Source organism: Arthrobacter sp. ISL-85, assembly GCF_018613675.1.
GTDB lineage: Bacteria > Actinomycetota > Actinomycetes > Actinomycetales > Micrococcaceae > Arthrobacter.
In genome coordinates this window covers 104,586-123,162 of record NZ_JAGGPQ010000015.1, presented here as the reverse complement: position 1 = coordinate 123,162, position 18,577 = coordinate 104,586, and the positions used below count along the sequence as shown (strand labels likewise).

Below are 18,577 nucleotides of genomic sequence, written 5' to 3'. Positions count from 1 at the left end.
ACATCATGGCTTCTCAACGAGGAGAGTCCACCGAGGCCGCGCCCATTCGGCGCAAGGGCCTGGACAAGTCGCATTACCTCTACATCGCCGTCATCGCCGCCGTCGTCCTGGGCGCCTTGGTTGGCCTGCTGTTCCCGGAGGTCGGCAAGAACCTCAAGCCCTTGGGCGACGGCTTCGTCAAGCTGATCAAGATGATGATCGCGCCGGTGATCTTCTGCACCATCGTGCTGGGCATTGGCTCGATTGCGAAGGCAACCACGGTGGGCAAGGTCGGCGGCCTGGCCTTGGGCTACTTCATTGTCATGTCCACCTTCGCCCTCGCCATCGGCCTGGTGGTCGGCAACATCGTCCACCCCGGTGAAGGGCTTAAGCTCTCTGCCTACGATCCCAACAAGAAGGCCGCCACGGACAGCACGGTGGACTTCCTGCTGGGAATCATCCCCAGCGACATCCCTGTCCTTCCCACCCTCCTCGCAGCAATCCTCGTCGGCTTCGCGTTGCAGAAGATGGGACCCCAGGGAGCTCCGATCCTCAAGGCAATCGGCCACGGCCAGGCCCTCGTCTTCCGCGTCCTCATCATGATCATGTGGATCGCTCCGGTCGGCGCCTTCGGGGCCATCGCCGCCGTCGTCGGTGCAACCGGCTTCCAGGCCATCGTGAGCATGTTCACCCTGATGGTTGCCTTCTACATCACCTGCGCACTGTTCATCGTGGTCATCCTCGGCGGCATCCTGCAGGTAGTGGCCGGCGTCAGCATCTTCAAGCTGATGCGCTACCTGGCCCGTGAATACCTCATCATCTTCTCCACCTCATCCTCGGAAGCGGCGCTGCCCCGCCTGATTGCCAAGATGGAACACCTCGGCGTCTCCAAGCCCGTCGTCGGCGTCACCGTTCCCACGGGATACTCCTTCAACCTTGACGGAACTGCCATCTACCTGACCATGGCGTCCCTGTTCGTGGCCAACGCAATGGGAACCCCGCTTGACCTCGGTGCCCAGGTCTCCCTGCTGGTCTTCATGATCATCGCCTCCAAGGGCGCGGCCGGCGTCACCGGCGCAGGCCTGGCCACCCTCGCTGCCGGCCTGCAGGCACACCGTCCCGAGCTGCTCGGCGGCGTGGGCATCATCGTCGGCATCGACCGCTTCATGTCTGAGGCCCGCGCCCTGACGAACTTCACCGGCAACGCCGTGGCCACCATCCTGGTGGGCACCTGGGTCAAGGAGATCGACGGCGGACAAGTAACCCGGGTGCTCTCCGGTGAAGCTCCGTTCGACGAACTGACCATGGTTCCCGGCCACCACGCGGAGATGGCACCCAAGGAAGAAGGCGCACGCGAGGTCGCCAAGGCCTAGCGCCAGCCACCTAACCGGCCTGAAAACCGCCCTTGCAGCCATGCTGCAGGGGCGGTTTTTCGTGGCCCGGCAGCCCAACCTTCGACCTCAGCTAGAGGGTCAAGGCTCAACATTCGCGGAAAGTCAAGTTCCGTCGAATACCGTGTCGGGCGCTGTAACCTAGGGAGCAGAACGAAGGGCGCTGGCAAGCCGGCGGCAGGAAATCACCGTTATCGAAAGTGTGGACAGATACGTGAGCAGCGAACAGGGTTCAGCAACTCTGGAGGGCACGGAATTCGACCTGGAAAACGCGGTGATGGGCCCCACGGGACGCCCATACCGCGAGTTCCCGGAACCCGCGCCGCTGTCCTCCCACGGTCCGGCCCGCGTCATCGCGATGGTCAACCAGAAGGGCGGCGTCGGGAAGACCACCTCCACCATCAACCTGGCCGCGGCGCTCGCCGAGTACGGCCGCCGTGTCCTCCTGGTGGACTTCGACCCCCAGGGTGCGCTGTCCGCCGGCCTGGGCATCAACCCGCACGAGCTTGACCTCACCGTGTACAACGTCCTGATGGACCGCAAGGTGGACATCCGCGACGCTATCCACCAGACCGGCGTCGAGAATGTCGACCTGCTGCCAGCCAATATCGACCTCTCCGCGGCGGAAGTACAGCTGGTCAACGAGGTGGCCCGTGAGCAGGTCCTGGACCGCGCGCTCAAGAAGGTCGAAGACGACTACGACGTCGTCCTGATCGACTGCCAGCCTTCCCTGGGACTCCTGACAGTCAACGCGCTCACGGCGGCCCACGGCGTCATCATCCCGCTCATCTGCGAGTTCTTCGCCCTCCGCGCTGTGGCCCTCCTCGTCGAAACCATCGACAAGGTCCAGGACCGGCTGAACCCGCGGCTGCAGGTGGACGGCGTGCTGGCCACTATGTACGACGCACGGACGCTGCACAGCCGCGAAGTGATCACCCGGCTGGTCGAGGCGTTCGGAGACAAGGTCTTTGAAACCGTGATCAAGCGCTCCATCAAGTTCGCTGATGCCACCGTGGCCGCGGAGCCCATCACCAGCTATGCCGGAAACCATGTGGGTGCTGACGCCTACCGCCGCCTTGCCAAGGAGCTGATATCCCGCGGCGGCGCACCCTAACCAGGCCGTGGCCGAATCCAAACCCGGCTTCGAGGTGCGGCTGGCCAACTTCACCGGGCCGTTCGACCTCCTTTTGGGGCTGATCGCCAAGCACCAGCTGGACATCACCGAAGTAGCCATCGCCACTGTCACCGATGAGTTCATCAAGTACATCCGCAAGCTCCAGCAGCTCGGTGAGGAATGGGCACTGGACGAGGCGAGCGAGTTCCTGGTGATTGCGGCCACCCTGCTTGACCTCAAGGCGGCACGGCTCCTCCCGGCGGGCGAAGTCGAGAACGACGAGGACATCGCCCTGCTGGAAGCACGGGACCTCCTCTTTGCCCGGCTGCTCCAATACAAGGCCTTCAAGCATGTGGCAGGCATCCTGGGCGAAACCCTGCACCACGAAGGCCGGCGCTTCCCACGGCATGTTGCGCTGGAGGAACATTTCGCCGCCATGCTTCCCGAGCTCGTCTGGAAACATACGCCCCAACAGTTCGCTGCGTTGGCCGAGGCCGCGCTCCGGCCCAAGGCGCCGGCGCAACCACCCCAGGTGGCCCTCGGCCACCTGCACGGCAGCAACGTCAGCGTCAAGGAGCAGGCCGAAGTGCTGGGGCGCCGCCTTCAACGCGAGTCGCCGCTGACCTTCCGTTCCCTGATTGCCGACGCCGAGTCCAGCCTTGTGGTGGTGGCCCGGTTCCTGGCCCTCCTGGAGCTGTTCCGGGACAGGGCCGTCTCATTTGACCAGCTTTCCCCGCTGGCGGAGCTTGCCATCCACTGGACAGCCGACCGCCGGGACTGGTCGGCGGACACCCTGAGCGAAGAATTTGAGGAGCAACTGTGAACCCCACGCGGCAGGACAGGGACCGGGACGGCAGCAACCCCCAGGAAGGGGCGGGGCCCGGCCAGGACTTCGCCGGCCTTCCCGGAGGTGCCAAGGCTGCCCTGGAAGCGGTCCTCATGGTCCTGGATGAACCAGCGATGGAGGAGGAGCTGGCCGCAGGGGTGGGGCTGACCATCCCTGCAGTCCGTTCCCTGCTGGCAGAAATACAGCGCGATTATAACGGCTATACTGTTAACGCCCCGGAGATGGAGAGTGCCAGCAGCGCTGGCATTGGTTCCAGCCCCCGGGGTTTTGAATTGCGGAACATCGCCGGTGGCTGGCGGATCTATTCCCGCGCCGAGTTTGCCGACATTGTGGGTAAATACGTGCTCGAGGGGCAGACTGCCAGGCTTACCCAGGCGGCGTTGGAAACACTGGCGGTCATCGCGTACCGCCAGCCCGTTTCCCGGGCCCGTGTGTCTGCAATTCGCGGGGTCAATGTTGACTCCGTCGTACGGACGCTGGCCCAGCGTGGGCTGATCGAGGACGCGGGAACGGACCCCGAGTCCGGCGCAATCCTCTACCGGACTACCTCCTATTTCCTCGAAAGGATGGGAATCAGTTCAGTGGGGGACCTGCCCCAACTGTCGCCGCACCTTCCAGGGCTCGACGGGATCGCAGAGTTCTACGACGCTGAGACGATGTAGGCAGGATAACCCTGCCGGCACCGGTCTCTCCACCAGGTTTAGTTATCAGGGCAGACGAAGTCTGCGCGGCTGGCCAGGGTTGTCCTTGGACATCGCTGCCAGCCAAAACACATTGAAGGACGGGTCATGACACAGGCGGGACGCCAGGGTTCACCACGTAACAGTTCGGGACGCGGCGGGAACGAACGCAATAATTCCCAGCAGCGCAGCCCACAGGGCGGCAGCTTCAGCGGGGGCTCCCGCGGCGGGACAGGAAAACGCGCTGCCGGATTCGGCGGCGACCGTCCGCATCGAGCTCCCAAGCCGCGCGAAGAACGCTTCATCGACCCCGATGTCGCCGCGAACCAGCCCGGACAGGGGTCCGAGGGCGCCAGGGGCGCCAAGCCGTCATCGCGCAAGCCTGCCGCCCGGAAGCCCGGCGCCAAAAAGGCCCCTGGTACGCCGGGCGCCCCCAAGCCCAAGCCGCGCACCGGCGCCCCCGGGGCAGCCGCTTCCCGCGCATTCGGCAGCGAACGCTTCGGCCAGAACTTGGGCCCGGTCCGCAAACCTACGCGGAAAAAGCACCCCCGCGGGAATGTTCCGCAGTCCGAACTCCACGATGCCGACGGCGTGCGCCTCCAGAAAGTCATGGCGTCCGCAGGAGTGGCTTCCCGGCGCGTCTGTGAGGAAATGATCGCCGAGGGCCGCGTCGAGGTGGACGGGCAGGTAGTCACCGAACTCGGCGTCCGCGTCGACCCCAAGACTGCCGTCATCCACGTTGACGGGCTGCGGATCCAGCTGGACGAAAACCTGGTCTACATGGTGTTCAACAAGCCCAAGGGCGTCGTGTCCACCATGGAGGACCCCGAGGGGCGGCCGTGCATCAGCGACTTCCTGAAGAGCAACAAGAACACCGGTGAACGCCTCTTCCACGTGGGCCGCCTCGACGTCGCCACCGAAGGCCTGCTGCTGCTGACCAACGACGGCGAACTGGCCAACCGGCTGACCCACCCGTCCTACGAGGTTCCCAAGACCTACCTGGTGCAGGTGCGCGGGCCGTTCCCGCAGGGCGTCGGCGCCCAGTTGAAGGCAGGCGTCGAACTGGAGGACGGCTTCGCTTCGGTTGACTCCTTCCGCCTGGTGGACTCCACCCCGGGCCACGTGCTGATTGAGGTTGTGCTCCACTCCGGCAAGAACCGGATTGTCCGCCGGCTCTTCGATGCTGTTGGCTTCCCTGTCCAGCGGCTGGTCCGCGTCAAGGTGGGCCCCATTGGGCTCGGAGACCAGCGACAGGGCAGCATCCGCAACCTGGGCAAGCAGGAAGTCGGCCACCTGCTGGCATCCGTAGGGCTCTGAGGCATGTCCGCCTTCAAAAGCCAGGGCCGCGGCCACCTGGATGGCCCGGTGGTGGTCATTGGCACCGGACTGCTGGGCACCAGCATTGGGCTGGGCCTCCGGGGGCGCGGCGTACCCGTGTTCCTCTCGGACCCGTCGCCCACCAACCAAGCGGTGGCTGTGGACATTGGTGCCGGACGTCCCCTGCAGGACCTGGGCAGTGACCAGCCACAACTCGTGGTGGTCGCCGCTCCGCCGGACGTTACTGCCGGCGTCGTGAGCCAGGCGCTGGCTGACTACCCGGACGCCGTCGTGGTGGACATTGCAAGCGTCAAGGCAGACATCCTGTCCCGGCTCCGCGGCCTCGGTGCCGACCTGGCGCGCTACGTTGGCACCCACCCCATGGCAGGACGGGAGAAGTCCGGCCCGGTTGCGGCACGCGGTGAGCTGTTCACCTCCATGCCGTGGGTGCTCTGTCCCTCGGAGGAAACCTCGGGCGCTGCCCTGCAGGTGGCCCGTTCGCTCGCCACGGACCTGGGGGCAGTCGTCTCCCAGTTCAGCCCGGACGAACACGACGAAGCCGTCGCCCTGGTTTCCCACCTGCCCCAGGTCATGTCGTCACTGCTGGCCAGCCGCCTGCAGGGGACGCCGCTGGACGCCCTGTCCCTGGCCGGCAACGGCCTGCGCGACGTCACCCGGATCGCCGCCAGTGATCCCACCCTGTGGGTGCAGATCCTGGGGGGCAACGCGGCCAAGGTCGTCCAGATCCTTTACGGCGTCCGCGAGGACCTGAACCGGCTCATCGGAACCCTGGAGCAGCCCACCGCACCGGGAGCCCGGCTGGACCTGGCCCAGCTCATCAGTGAAGGCAACGCAGGGCAGGCCCGGATTCCCGGCAAGCACGGCGGTCCGCCCCAGGCCTACTCCTGGCTCACCGTCCTGGTGGATGACAAACCCGGCCAGATTGCGCAGCTGCTCACCGAAATTGGTGAAATAGGCGTGAACGTGGAGGATCTCCGGCTGGACCATTCCTCCGGACAGAACGTGGGCATGGTGGAATTGTCAGTATTGCCGAACAAGCACGACCACCTGATCGAAGCCCTCAACGACCGCGGATGGCGGGTACTTCAGTAATGACACAGGAACTCCTCGAATCCATGCGCGCCCTGCGCATCGGCCGGCCACTGGTGGTCGCCATCGACGGGCCGTCCGGGTCCGGAAAATCCAGCGTGAGCAAGGAAGTTGCCCGCAGGCTCCGCCTGGCCTACCTGGACACTGGTGCCATGTACCGTGCCCTGACCTGGTTCTGCGTCACCGAAGGCATCGACCTTGGCGACGCCGCGGCCGTGGAACAGGCATCCCGGGACTTCGTCCTGGAACTGAGCACCAGCCCGTTGGAGGAATACGTCCGGGTGGGCGGCGTGGACGTTACGGACGCCATCCGTGAGCCGGCGATCTCCTCAGCCGTGAGTGCCGTCGCCACCACCCTGGGCGCCCGGACCGAACTGATCCGCCGGCAGCGGGACCTCATTGAAAGGCACCACCGCCGGATGGTGGTTGAAGGCAGGGACATCACCACCGTCGTCGCGCCCGGGGCGGAGGTGCGCATGCTCCTCACCGCCAGCGAGGAAGCCCGCCTGCGCAGGCGGGGCATCCAGCTGGGCGGCACGCAGAACGCCGAGCAGCTGGCAGCACAGGTGACGCACCGGGATGCCAAGGACTCCACCGTGGTGAACTTTACCCAGGCCGCTTCCGGGGTGGTGACCCTGGACTCCTCGGACCTGGACTTCGAACAAACCGTGGATGCTGCCCTCGTGATCGTCACCAAGGTCCTCAACCGTGACTGACGCCGGGGCCGCCCTGCCGTCCGGGCTGACCATGGCGTGGAGCAGGCCGGTGGGCTGGATCCTTGACCACCTGGTCTACCGGACCACCGTGACCGGCAGGACCAATGTCCCCACGGGCGGACCGGTGATCTTCGCAGGCAACCACATCAGCTTCCTTGACGGGCCGGTAATGTTCGGCGCCGCACCGCGGCCCATGCACATCCTGGTGAAGCAGGAAATGTTCAAGGGTTTTCTGGGCCGCGTGCTCACCGCCTCCGGACAGCTCCCCGTGGACCGCCGCGGAGACCGTGCAGCACTCCAGCGCTGCAAGGACGTGCTCGACGCCGGGCGCTGCGTTGGCATTCTTCCGGAAGGGACGAGGGGGAGCGGCGCAGCAGCGGATATTAACGGCGGCGTGGCCTGGCTGGCGTTGAACTCCGGAGCCCCGGTGGTGCCGGTAGCCATCCTGGGCACCAGGCAGGGCGAAGAGCACCTGGACTTCGTTCCACGGCCCGGGCGGCGCTTCCACGTCAGCTTCGGATCAGCCCGGACCCTGGCGCGCCGGGCCGGTGAAACCGGCCGTGCTTCAATGGACAGGGCCGCGCAGGACATCGGTGCAGCGCTGGCAGGGCACGTCCAGGACACCATCCAGAAGAGCGGGCAGCCCTTGCCGTTCGCTGACCACAAAGACTTGACAGCAGTAGCCGGGGACGCCGGCAGATGACCACTAAGGACAGTGCAATGAGCGACACCACCCAGACTTCCGGCCACTCCGGCGCCGACGACGAATACACTCCCACCGGCACCGACCAGGTTGCCGAACGGCTGGCAGCTATTGGCGACGACGAAGCCGAACTCCGGGCCGCCTCCCTCCGGGCCGGCCTGGAGGACTACGAGCTTGACGAAGACGACGCCGCCCTGCTGAGCGGCGGGTACGGCGACGAAGACCTTGAAGGACCCCTCAAGCTGGACCCGGTCCTGGCCATCATCGGGCGCCCGAACGTGGGCAAGTCAACCCTGGTGAACCGCATCCTGGGCCGCCGCGAAGCGGTGGTGGAGGACACCCCCGGCGTCACCCGCGACCGCGTCATGTATTCGGCGAACTGGAACGGCCGGAACTTCACCCTGGTGGACACCGGAGGATGGGAACACGACGCCCGCGGCATCCACGCCAGGGTTGCCGAGCAGGCGGAGATGGCAGTGGAACTTGCTGACGCCGTCCTCTTCGTGGTGGACTCCGCCGTCGGCGCAACCGCCACGGATGAGGGCGTCATGAGGATGCTGCGCCGCAGCAAGAAGCCGGTCATCATGGTCGCCAACAAAGTGGACGACTTTGCCCAGGAAGCCGACAGTGCAGCTTTGTGGGGCCTTGGTTTCGGCGAGCCCTACCCGGTGTCCGCCCTGCATGGCCGCGGCGTGGCCGACCTCCTGGACCACGTCATGGACATCCTGCCCGAGTTCTCCACCGTCGAAGGAGTGGAACGCTCCGGCGGTCCGCGCCGCATAGCCCTGATCGGCCGGCCGAACGTGGGCAAGTCCTCGCTGCTTAACAAGCTCGCGGGATCCGAACGGGTGGTGGTGGACAACACCGCCGGCACCACCCGTGATCCCGTGGACGAATTCATCGAACTCGGCGGCCGCACCTGGCGTTTCGTTGACACGGCCGGCATCCGCCGCCGGCAGCACATGGCGCAGGGCGCGGACTACTACGCCTCACTCCGGACGCAGGCCGCGCTCGAAAAGGCGGAGGTCGCCGTCGTGCTCCTCGCCGTGGACGAGGTCCTCAGCGAACAGGATGTCCGCATCCTGCAGTTGGCCATCGAATCCGGCCGCGCCCTGGTCCTGGCCTTCAACAAATGGGACCTGCTCGATGACGAACGCCGCCGTTACCTCGAACGCGAGATCGAACAGGACCTGGCCCACGTCGAATGGGCGCCCAGGGTCAACATCTCGGCAAAGACCGGCTGGCACAAGGACCGGCTGGTCCCGGCCCTGGACCTGGCCCTGGAGAACTGGGACCGGCGGATCCCCACCGGGCGCCTGAACGCCTTCCTGGGCGAGCTCGTAGCCGCCCACCCGCACCCGGTCCGCGGCGGCAAGCAGCCCCGCATCCTCTTCGGAACCCAGGCTTCCAGCCGCCCGCCGAAGTTTGTCCTGTTCACCACAGGGTTCCTGGACCCGGGGTACCGCCGGTTCATTACGCGGCGCCTGCGCGAAACCTTCGGATTTGAAGGCACGCCAATCGAGGTCAGCATGCGCGTCCGTGAGAAGCGTGGCCGGAAGCGTTAATTGCGACACACGGCAGGGCTGAACACCGGAAAGTGTCACTGGCACCCCTCCGGATCGTGTAAGCTCTTCTAGGTGGTTCGGCCGGACTGCTGATGAAAACCTTCGGGTTTGAGTTCAGCGGAGAACGGCGGAACCAGCGGGCTGTAGCGCAGCTTGGTAGCGCACTTGACTGGGGGTCAAGGGGTCGCAGGTTCAAATCCTGTCAGCCCGACCAAAAGCGGAAAGCGCCGGAGAAATTCTCCGGCGCTTTCCGCTTTTTCGGGCTTGTGTTCATTCCTGGCCGCGCACCCTCTTTCCGACATAACACCCTGGGGTTCGCGGGTGAATCGTCCCGGCGCCGGTGTCCTTTGTGGGACGCGGCATTTACTTAAGGAATTTCGACGTCCTCCGGTCAGCCAGGATCTTGCCTTTGGTCTGGCACGTTGGGCAGTACTGCAGCGCCGTGTCCGCAAACGACACCTCGCGGACAGTGTCACCGCAGACCGGGCACGGCTGGCCAGTCCGGGCGTGAACCCGCATGTGGCTGCGTTTGACGTCCTTGAGGTCTTTGGGCGGCTTGCCGGCTGCCTCCGCCAGCGCTTCGCCCAGAACGCTGTGGATGGCGTCGAACAGCACCTGCACGGTCTCCCGGTCCAGGCTCTTCGCGATGGCGAACGGCGAGATCCGGGCGGCATGCAGGATCTCGTCGCTGTAGGCATTGCCGATGCCCGCAATGACGCTCTGGCTGCGCAGGAGGCCCTTGATCTGCTGCGGACTGCCAGCCAGGATCTCAGCCAGCATGGCGGCGTCGAACGTCTCCGTGAAGGGATCCGGGCCCAGCGTGGCTATGCCCGGCACCTCCTTCGGATCGTCCACCACATAGACAGCCAGGCTCTTCTTGGTGCCGGCTTCCGTCAGGTCCAGCCCGCGCGGCCCGTTGGGGCCGGAGAAGGCGCACCGGACCGCAATGAGGCCCTTGCCCATGCGGAGCTGGCTGTCGGCGGGGGAGTCCGTGAAGCGCACCCAGCCAGCACGTGCCAGGTGGAACACCAGGGAGATGCCGTCAGTATCGATGCTGATGAACTTCCCGAACCGCCGGACGCCGGACACCGTGCGGCCCTCCAGGGCGCTATAGGGAGGGTCGGCGGTCTTGAGCACGGCGAAGGAGACAACCTGCAGTTTGCTGACCACGCAGCCCCGCAGCTGTTCGTCAAGGAACGCGGCGAGGCCGGCGACTTCCGGCAGTTCCGGCATGGCCTACCTGCCCTCTCCCGAGGATGCTGCACCGGTGCTTGCATTCATGGGTTCCATCTTGTCAGAAAGGCCGGTGCCGGCTCCGGCACTTGTGCCTATACTTTCAGCGGCGGCCCTCTTTCCGGGCCCCTTTTGACATTGGCGCGTACCCCGATGAAAGGCCCCCCATGAGCAACATTCCCGAAGACCTGTCCTACACCGCCGAACACGAATGGGTCACCGCCCCGAATGCCGACGGCGTGGTCCGCGTGGGAATCACGGATTTTGCCCAGGACGCCCTTGGAGATGTCGTTTACGCCCAGATGCCCGAGATCGGCACGAAGATTACGGCAAACGAAGTCGTGGGCGAGGTTGAGTCCACCAAAAGCGTGAGCGACATCTACGCGCCGGTTTCCGGTGAAGTCGTGGCCAAAAATGACTCCTTGGACAGCGATTCCGCCCTGATCAACACCGATCCGTACGGTGACGGCTGGCTCATCGAGATCAAACTGGCCGAACCCGACGCCGTTGAGTCCTTGCTCAGTGCATCCGAGTACGAACAACAGGTAGGCTAAAGCTAACCGGTCTTTCCGGTCCGGCTCCGCGTCGCGGGCATGGCGTCTCCGCACGTCAGAGCCCGGATCGGGAGCCGGCGCCGGACCTGCCGGGCAGGGCCGGAGAGTAAACGTTGGTTGCGGGTTCCATGCCTGCAACGTCTAAGAGGAGGAATCCATGGCTGGCCACAGACACAACCCTGCCGATGGGGATTACGGCACGGGTGCGGCTAGGGCGTCGGAGACCACCTCGATCCATCTCACGCCCGTCACCGACGAACCCATCATCGCCCCCAAGCTGTCCTCCGAAGAGCGCAATTGGGTGGAGGCCCTGCCCGCAGGCTCGGCGCTGCTCGTTGCCCACAGCGGCCCCAATGCCGGTGCCCGGTTCCTGTTGGATTCGGATGTAACCACCGCGGGCCGCCACCCGGACGCGGACATCTTCCTGGACGACGTTACGGTGTCGCGGCGCCACGTCGAGTTCCGGCGCACCGCCCGCAGCTTCGAGGTGGTGGACAAGAACAGCCTCAACGGCACCTACGTCAACCATGACAGGGTGGACAGCGTTGAACTCAAGTCCGGCAGCGAAGTCCAAATCGGCAAGTTCCGCCTCACTTTCTACCTGAGCCCTGCCACGGCGGCAGGCCGCAGCTGAACCGGGGACCGCTGCCTGTGGCAATGGCACAACCGGAACGCCGGGGCCCCCAGGTCCTGAACATTGGGGAAGTCCTCGCTCAGCTGAGCGCGGACTTCCCGGGCATGACGGCATCGAAAATCCGGTTCCTTGAGGAAAAGGGACTGATCAATCCGCGGCGCACCCCTGCCGGCTACCGGCAGTATTCCGACGGTGACGTTGAGCGGCTGCGCTTCGTGCTGGCCCTGCAGCGGGACCAGTACCTGCCCCTGAAAGTCATCAAGGACTACCTTGACGCCATCGACAGGGGAGAGCGTCCCGAGAACCTGCCGCCCGGCGTCGTGGTTTCCCCCCGCATCGTCTCCGATGAGCTGGCCGCCGAGCTGCAGAACCGTGGCCGCAAACTAAGCGAGGAGCAGCTCCGCACCGAGTCCGGCGCCAGCGTACCCCTGCTGCAGTCGCTCCTGAGCTTCGGCCTCATCAGCCACGCCAACGGCCAGTTCGACGAGCACGCGCTCACGGTTGCCCGTGCCTGCGTCCAGCTGGAAAGCCACGGCCTGGAACCGCGGCACCTGAGGCCCTTCCAGGCAGCGGCCGAGCGGGAATTCGGCCTGGTGGAACGTGCTGTCGCGCCCCTTGCCTCCCGCAGGGACTCGGCATCACAGGCACGCGCGGCGGAGGCGGCGCGCGAGATCAGCGATCTTTGCCTCACCCTGCACCGTGCCCTGGTGCAGGACCACATCTCACGCATGGACATCTGATGATCGAAGTCGAGATTGTTGGCGTTCGCATCGAACTGCCTTCCAACCAGCCGCTGGTCCTGCTCAAGGAGATGCACGGCGAACGCCACGTTCCCATTTGGATCGGCACCCCGGAAGCCAGCGCCATCGCCCTGGCCCAGCAGGGCGTGGTCCCGCCGCGGCCCATGACCCACGATCTCCTTGTGGACGTGGTGGAGTCGCTGGGCCACTCCGTGGTCAGCGTCAACATTGTTGCCGTGGAGGACAACATCTTCTACGGGCAGCTGCAGTTCGAAAACGGAACCACGGTGAGCTCCCGGGCCTCGGACGCGCTAGCTGTCGCGCTGCGCGCCAAGTGCCGGATCTGGTGCGCCGATTCCGTGATGGACGAGGCCGGAGTGCGCATCACTGAACACGATGAGGGGGAGGACGCCGAGCCGGGCCCCACCGTCGACGAGGAGCGCGAACTGCGGCGCTTCCGGGAATTCCTCGATGACGTGGAACCAGAGGATTTCGACGGCTAAGGTCACGTTAAGGTTATAGTTAAGGCTTAAAGTTTCGACACGCCCCTTCCAAGCCCCAAGGTCTTTGACCTCGGGACCCGCCGGGCCTAACGTCGAAGTATCAAGTTCCCTTGCTTACGGCAGCCGCGCAAGTCACACTGGAAAGTGCGCCCCGCGGAGAAATTACACCCATGGCCTTCATGCCACGGCTGCTGATCAAATCTGGGGGAGCGTACGACAAGGAGGATCCAGGTGAGTCCCAAAGGCGAAGCAGGCGGGCTAAAACAGCCCACGGCTGGTGTTGCTGTGCCCGTGAGCGGTGCCCAGGGCCTCCTGTTCACCGAAGACCTGCCGGTACTTGACGAGGACGCCGGCTACCGGGGCCCCACTGCCTGCAAGGCCGCAGGCATCACCTACCGCCAGCTCGATTACTGGGCCCGCACAGGCCTGGTGGAGCCGGCCGTCCGCGGCGCTGCCGGATCAGGCTCGCAGCGGCTCTACGGATTCCGCGACATCCTGGTGCTCAAGGTGGTCAAGCGCCTTCTGGACACCGGGGTTTCCCTCCAGCAGATCCGCACCGCCGTGGAACACCTGCGGGAACGCGGCGTGGAGGACCTGGCCCAAATCACGCTCATGAGCGACGGCGCCAGTGTCTACGAGTGCACGTCCGCGGATGAGGTCATTGACCTGGTGCAGGGCGGCCAGGGCGTATTTGGCATTGCGGTGGGCCGCGTATGGCGGGAAGTCGAAGGCAGCCTCGCATCGCTGCCCAGCGAGCACGCCGCGGAGCAGTCCTTTCCGGACGACGAACTGAGCAAGCGGCGGGCAGCGCGAAAGATCAGCTGACACGCACAGACCATTACGAAAACAGGGGCCGCCCTCCAGCTGGAGGGCGGCCCCTGTTTTCGTCTATGCGCGCTGTTTCCCGTGGCCGGGTGGAACGTACTGTTCAGCGGGCGCGGCTGCGCAGGCCGCTGCCGGCAGCCATCAGGTTGGACAGCAGGTCGTCAAACAAGCCGGCCGCGGACTTGGCCGAATCCCCGGGCCAATGATGGACGGGGTGGGCTGCGCCCTGGATCTGCTGCCAGTTGGCTTGTTCGGGAATGCGCGGACTCAGGAGGAGCCCGCCGAACATGGACTCCATTTCCGCTAGCCGGTAGGTGTGTTCGGAGGAGCCGCTCCGCACCCGGTTGGCCACGATTCCCGCCGGTGAAAGATTCGGCGCGAACTCCTGCTTGAACAGCTGGATGGCCCGCATGGTGCGCTCGGTACCGGCAACCGAGAACAGGCCGGGTTCGGCAACCAGGGCAACTTTGTCACTCGCTGCCCAGGCCATGCGCGTCAGGCCGTTGAGTGAAGGAGGGCAGTCGACCAGGACCAGCTGGTAACCGCCGGCGCCGGCGAGTACGGCGGAAAGCCGGCGGAGATCGCGGCGGCCAAGGTCCGGACGATCGTAGATTCCGGTGTAGGCAGAGCCGACGGTGACATCAAGGACGGCGGGCCCGGAGCCGTTGGTTGGGGCGCGGTCGGCCCAGCTGCTCCGCACCACGTTCTCGGCAAGTTTCGCCTTGCGGGGGCTCTTCAGCATCCTGCCGATGTCCAGCTGGTCACCCGGCTGCACGCCCAGGGCGGTAGTGGCGTCGGCATGGGGATCCAGGTCCACCACCAGCGTGCGGACTCCTGCGGCCAGCGCCGCAGACGCCAATCCTGTGGTGACGGAAGTCTTGCCGACTCCACCCTTGAGGCTGCTGATGCTGAGTACTTGCACTTGAGAGACCAAAACCTAACGCCGGACGCCGTGTTGGGGGTAGTGTTTGCCTCGGCAGAGCCGAAGCCGGACGGTCCTGCCGCCCCACTCATCATATGTTGATGCGTCGGCGAATCCTGCCTTATCGGACGTCGGCATGGCACCGACTGTGCTGCCGGGGCGGTTTCCGCCAGCCAGGCTGAAAGCGTTCGGGAGATGACGGGAAAATCTGTGACCGTGGCCACAAAGATTTGTGTTTGGCCTTGCAGGTCCTAGACACTGTGACCACTCATCGATCCACCCGCAATGATGCAGGAGAAGTATGTTTTCCAAAGTTCTGGTGGCCAACCGCGGTGAAATCGCGATCAGGGCCTTCCGCGCCGGCTACGAGCTGGGCGCCAAGACCGTTGCCGTTTTTCCCCAAGAGGACCGTAACTCGATCCACCGCCAGAAAGCGGACGAGGCTTACCTGATTGGCGAGGAGGGTCATCCCGTCCGGGCATACCTGGATGTGGCGGAGGTGGTGCGTGTCGCCAAGGAATCCGGCGCAGACGCCATCTACCCCGGTTACGGCTTCCTCTCGGAAAACCCGGAACTGGCGCGTGCGGCAAAGGAAGCAGGCATCACCTTTGTGGGTCCGCCCGCCGAAGTGCTGGAGCTTGCCGGCAACAAGGTGGCGGCACTGAAGGCCGCCCGCGCGGCCGGCGTACCGGTCCTGAAGTCCAGCGAGCCGTCCAAGGATTTGGACGAGCTCCTGGCTGCGGCCGATGAGATTGGATTTCCCATCTTCGCCAAGGCTGTGGCCGGCGGCGGTGGCCGCGGCATGCGGCGGGTGGACACCCGCGAGGCACTGCCGGAAGCCTTGAAGGCCGCCATGCGCGAGGCCGATGCGGCGTTCGGTGACCCCACCATGTTCCTTGAGCAGGCGGTCCTCCGGCCACGGCACATCGAAGTGCAGATCCTCGCCGACGCCGAGGGCAACGTCATGCACCTTTTCGAGCGTGACTGTTCCATCCAGCGGCGGCACCAGAAGGTAATCGAGATCGCTCCTGCCCCCAACCTGGACGAAAACATCCGCCAGGCGCTGTACCGGGACGCCGTTAAGTTCGCGCAGGCGCTGAATTACGTCAACGCCGGTACGGTCGAGTTCCTCGTTGACACCGAGGGCGAGCGGGCAGGCCAGCACGTCTTCATCGAAATGAACCCGCGCATCCAGGTGGAGCACACGGTCACCGAGGAAGTCACGGACGTGGACCTGGTCCAGGCACAGATGCGGATCGCCGCCGGCGAGACCCTCGCAGACCTTGGCCTCTCCCAGGACACGGTCAAGCTGCGCGGCGCCGCACTCCAAAGCCGCATCACCACCGAGGATCCCGCCAACGGGTTCCGTCCCGACGTCGGAAAGATCACCGGGTACCGTTCGGCCGGCGGCGCCGGTGTCCGCCTGGACGGCGGCACGGTGTACTCCGGAGCCGAGATCAGCCCCCACTTCGACTCCATGCTGGTCAAGCTCACCTGCCGTGGCAGGGATTACCCCACAGCGGTTGCCCGAGCCCGCCGCGCATTGGCGGAGTTCCGCATCCGCGGTGTTTCCACGAACATTCCCTTCCTCCAGGCTGTGCTTGATGACCCCGACTTCATCGCCGGGGACGTGGCCACGAACTTCATTGACCAGCGCCCGGAGCTGCTCAAGGCCCGGGTCTCGGCCGACCGCGGCACCAAGCTTCTGACCTGGCTGGCCGACGTCACCGTCAACAAGCCCAACGGCGAGCTGACCGTGCACTCGGACCCCGCCCACAAGCTGCCCGACGTCAAGGACAAGCAGGGAGTACCGGGTTCACGCCAGAAGCTCCTTGAGCTGGGCCCGGAAGGCTTCGCGAAGGCACTGCGTGAGCAGAATGCCGTCGCCGTCACCGACACCACCTTCCGCGATGCGCACCAGTCCCTGCTGGCCACGCGTGTCCGCACCCGCGACCTTGTAGCAGCCGGCCCCGCCGTCACGGCCCTCATGCCGCAGCTGCTGTCCGTCGAAGCCTGGGGCGGCGCCACCTACGATGTGGCACTGCGCTTCCTGGGCGAGGACCCCTGGGACCGGCTCGCCGCCCTGCGCAAGGCGATGCCCAACGTCTGCATCCAGATGCTGCTGCGCGGCCGCAACACCGTGGGCTACACGCCCTACCCGGAAGAAGTCACCGAAGCCTTCGTCAACGAGGCTGCCGCTACGGGCATCGACATCTTCCGCATCTTCGACGCCCTGAACGACGTCAACCAGATGGCTCCCGCCATCCGCGCCGTCCGGGCCACAGGCACCGCCGTTGCGGAAGTGGCTCTCTGCTACACCGGGGACATGCTGGACCCGGCAGAGAAGCTCTACACCCTGGACTACTACCTGGGCCTGGCGCAGAAGATCGTCGACGCCGGAGCCCACATCCTGGCCATCAAGGACATGGCCGGGCTGCTGCGGCCGGCTGCCGCCGCCAAGCTTGTGGCCGCGCTGCGGGAGCGTTTCGACCTGCCCGTCCACCTGCACACCCACGACACCGCGGGTGGCCAGCTGGCCACCCTGCTGGCAGCTGTCGATGCCGGCGTGGACGCCGTGGATGTTGCCTCCGCATCGCTGGCCGGCACCACCAGCCAGCCCTCGGCGTCGGCCCTTGTTGCTGCCCTGGCCCACACGCCGCGGGATACGGGGATCAGCCTGGAAGCTGTCAGCTCCCTTGAGCCGTACTGGGAAGCCGTCCGCCGCGTTTACGCGCCGTTTGAGTCGGGCCTGCCAGGGCCCACGGGCCGGGTGTACAAGCACGAGATCCCCGGTGGCCAGCTGTCCAACCTCCGCCAGCAGGCCATGGCCCTGGGCCTGGGGGAGCGGTTCGAGGCGATCGAGGACATGTACACCGCAGCGGACCGTATCCTTGGCCACCTCGTGAAGGTGACGCCATCCTCCAAGGTGGTGGGCGACCTTGCACTGCACCTGGTGGGGCTCAATGCGGATCCCGCCGACTTCGAAGCCAACCCGCAGAACTACGACATCCCCGACTCCGTCATCGGCTTCCTGTCCGGCGAGCTCGGCGATCCTCCCGGGGGCTGGCCGGAGCCGTTCCGCACCAAGGCCCTGCAGGGCAGGAGCGTAAAGGTCCGCGACGTGGAGCTCAGCGCCGAGGACAGCGCCGCCCTCAAATCCGATTCGAAGACGCGCCAGCACACGCTGAACCGGTTGCTCTTCGACGGTCCCACCAAGGACTACCTGAAGAGCGTGGAGACGTACGGCAACATCTCTGTCCTGGATACCCGCGACTACCTTTATGGTCTCCAGCGCGGCACTGAGCACGAAATCCAGCTGGAGCGTGGCGTGCGGTTGATCGCCTCCCTGGAGGCGGTGTCGGAGCCGGACGAGAAGGGCATGCGTACCGTCATGTGCACCCTCAACGGCCAGTCCCGGCCCGTGGTGGTACGCGACCGTTCCGTGGTGAGCAACGTCAAGGCCGCAGAGAAAGCCGATCCGGCCCAGCCCGGCCAGGTGGCCGCTCCCTTTGCCGGGGCCGTCACCGTCACGGTCAAGCCGGGGGAGACGGTCAAGGCAGGAGACACCGTGGCAACGATTGAGGCCATGAAGATGGAAGCATCAATCACGACGCCGGTGGCCGGCAAGGTGTCCCGCCTCGCCATCTCCGCCGTGGAGCAGGTCCAGGGCGGAGACCTGCTGCTGGTGATCGAGCAGTAAGCAGCGCCGAAGACGGCGAAAGGGTCCTCCCGTGGCGGGAGGAC

General features: G+C 65.6%; 16 protein-coding genes, 1 tRNA gene and 1 pseudogene. 16 read left to right on the top strand and 2 right to left on the bottom strand.

The window, feature by feature from the left end; genetic code table 11:
• Nucleotides 1-5 precede the first annotated feature (5 nt).
• From J7I84_RS11510 to J7I84_RS11465, 10 genes and pseudogenes are all read left to right on the top strand, one after another.
• Nucleotides 6-1,352 (top strand): cation:dicarboxylate symporter family transporter, encoded by a 1,347-nt coding sequence (locus tag J7I84_RS11510; RefSeq protein ID WP_214944598.1) that lies wholly within the window; start codon nucleotides 6-8, stop codon nucleotides 1,350-1,352.
• A 232-nt stretch (nucleotides 1,353-1,584) separates the two neighbouring features.
• A complete protein-coding gene (locus J7I84_RS11505) occupies nucleotides 1,585-2,484 on the top strand; it encodes a ParA family protein (RefSeq protein WP_214944596.1) in 900 nt (299 codons plus the stop codon).
• A gap of 7 nt (nucleotides 2,485-2,491) precedes the next feature.
• A complete protein-coding gene (locus tag J7I84_RS11500; protein WP_214944594.1) occupies nucleotides 2,492-3,307 on the top strand; it encodes a ScpA family protein in 816 nt (271 codons plus the stop codon).
• Nucleotides 3,308-3,423: 116 nt separating this feature from the next.
• Nucleotides 3,424-3,993 carry an SMC-Scp complex subunit ScpB gene (locus J7I84_RS11495; protein WP_214944636.1) on the top strand — a complete coding sequence of 190 codons (570 nt, stop codon included), beginning with the start codon at nucleotides 3,424-3,426 and terminating at the stop codon, nucleotides 3,991-3,993.
• 126 nt (nucleotides 3,994-4,119) lie between these two features.
• A complete protein-coding gene (locus tag J7I84_RS11490) occupies nucleotides 4,120-5,328 on the top strand; it encodes a pseudouridine synthase (protein WP_214944592.1) in 1,209 nt (402 codons plus the stop codon).
• Between the two features lie 3 nt (nucleotides 5,329-5,331).
• Nucleotides 5,332-6,441, top strand: coding sequence for a prephenate dehydrogenase (locus J7I84_RS11485; protein WP_214944590.1), 1,110 nt, complete (start codon nucleotides 5,332-5,334; stop codon nucleotides 6,439-6,441).
• Complete coding sequence (cmk, locus tag J7I84_RS11480) at nucleotides 6,441-7,154, top strand: (d)CMP kinase (RefSeq protein ID WP_214944588.1); 714 nt, start codon at nucleotides 6,441-6,443, stop codon at nucleotides 7,152-7,154. The genes J7I84_RS11485 and cmk overlap by 1 nt, the downstream gene beginning before the upstream one ends.
• A gap of 31 nt (nucleotides 7,155-7,185) precedes the next feature.
• Nucleotides 7,186-7,864: pseudogene (locus tag J7I84_RS11475) on the top strand (lysophospholipid acyltransferase family protein).
• 10 nt (nucleotides 7,865-7,874) lie between these two features.
• The gene (der, locus tag J7I84_RS11470; protein WP_214944587.1) at nucleotides 7,875-9,422 is read left to right on the top strand and encodes a ribosome biogenesis GTPase Der; all 1,548 of its coding nucleotides are present in this window, start codon (nucleotides 7,875-7,877) and stop codon (nucleotides 9,420-9,422) included.
• Between the two features lie 137 nt (nucleotides 9,423-9,559).
• Nucleotides 9,560-9,636, top strand: a tRNA-Pro gene (locus J7I84_RS11465).
• A 149-nt stretch (nucleotides 9,637-9,785) separates the two neighbouring features.
• On the opposite strand, the gene J7I84_RS11460 is transcribed toward J7I84_RS11465, so the two are convergent.
• Entirely contained in the window at nucleotides 9,786-10,655 is an 870-nt protein-coding gene (locus J7I84_RS11460; RefSeq protein WP_214944585.1) for an Fpg/Nei family DNA glycosylase, read from the bottom strand.
• Between the two features lie 167 nt (nucleotides 10,656-10,822).
• Between J7I84_RS11460 and gcvH the strand changes: the two genes are divergently transcribed.
• The 5 genes from gcvH to J7I84_RS11435 all read left to right on the top strand — a co-directional run bounded on the left by gcvH (nucleotide 10,823) and on the right by J7I84_RS11435 (nucleotide 13,911).
• Nucleotides 10,823-11,209, top strand: coding sequence for a glycine cleavage system protein GcvH (gene gcvH, locus J7I84_RS11455; protein WP_214944583.1), 387 nt, complete (start codon nucleotides 10,823-10,825; stop codon nucleotides 11,207-11,209).
• A 157-nt stretch (nucleotides 11,210-11,366) separates the two neighbouring features.
• Nucleotides 11,367-11,843: an FHA domain-containing protein gene (locus tag J7I84_RS11450; RefSeq protein ID WP_214944581.1), complete on the top strand. Its 477-nt coding sequence runs from the start codon at nucleotides 11,367-11,369 to the stop codon at nucleotides 11,841-11,843.
• A 23-nt stretch (nucleotides 11,844-11,866) separates the two neighbouring features.
• A complete protein-coding gene (locus J7I84_RS11445) occupies nucleotides 11,867-12,583 on the top strand; it encodes a MerR family transcriptional regulator (RefSeq protein WP_214944579.1) in 717 nt (238 codons plus the stop codon).
• The gene (locus J7I84_RS11440; protein ID WP_056331728.1) at nucleotides 12,583-13,086 is read left to right on the top strand and encodes a bifunctional nuclease family protein; all 504 of its coding nucleotides are present in this window, start codon (nucleotides 12,583-12,585) and stop codon (nucleotides 13,084-13,086) included. Before J7I84_RS11445 ends, J7I84_RS11440 begins: the two co-directional genes overlap by 1 nt.
• A gap of 231 nt (nucleotides 13,087-13,317) precedes the next feature.
• Nucleotides 13,318-13,911 carry a MerR family transcriptional regulator gene (locus J7I84_RS11435; RefSeq protein ID WP_018763528.1) on the top strand — a complete coding sequence of 198 codons (594 nt, stop codon included), beginning with the start codon at nucleotides 13,318-13,320 and terminating at the stop codon, nucleotides 13,909-13,911.
• Between the two features lie 103 nt (nucleotides 13,912-14,014).
• Here J7I84_RS11435 and J7I84_RS11430 read toward each other — a convergent pair whose 3' ends face one another.
• Nucleotides 14,015-14,833 carry a ParA family protein gene (locus J7I84_RS11430; protein ID WP_214944577.1) on the bottom strand — a complete coding sequence of 273 codons (819 nt, stop codon included), beginning with the start codon at nucleotides 14,831-14,833 and terminating at the stop codon, nucleotides 14,015-14,017.
• Nucleotides 14,834-15,134: 301 nt separating this feature from the next.
• On the opposite strand from J7I84_RS11430, the gene J7I84_RS11425 reads away from it, so the two are divergent.
• Nucleotides 15,135-18,533, top strand: a complete 3,399-nt coding sequence (locus J7I84_RS11425; RefSeq protein WP_214944575.1) for a pyruvate carboxylase — start codon at nucleotides 15,135-15,137, stop codon at nucleotides 18,531-18,533.
• The last annotated feature ends 44 nt before the right edge of the window (nucleotides 18,534-18,577 follow it).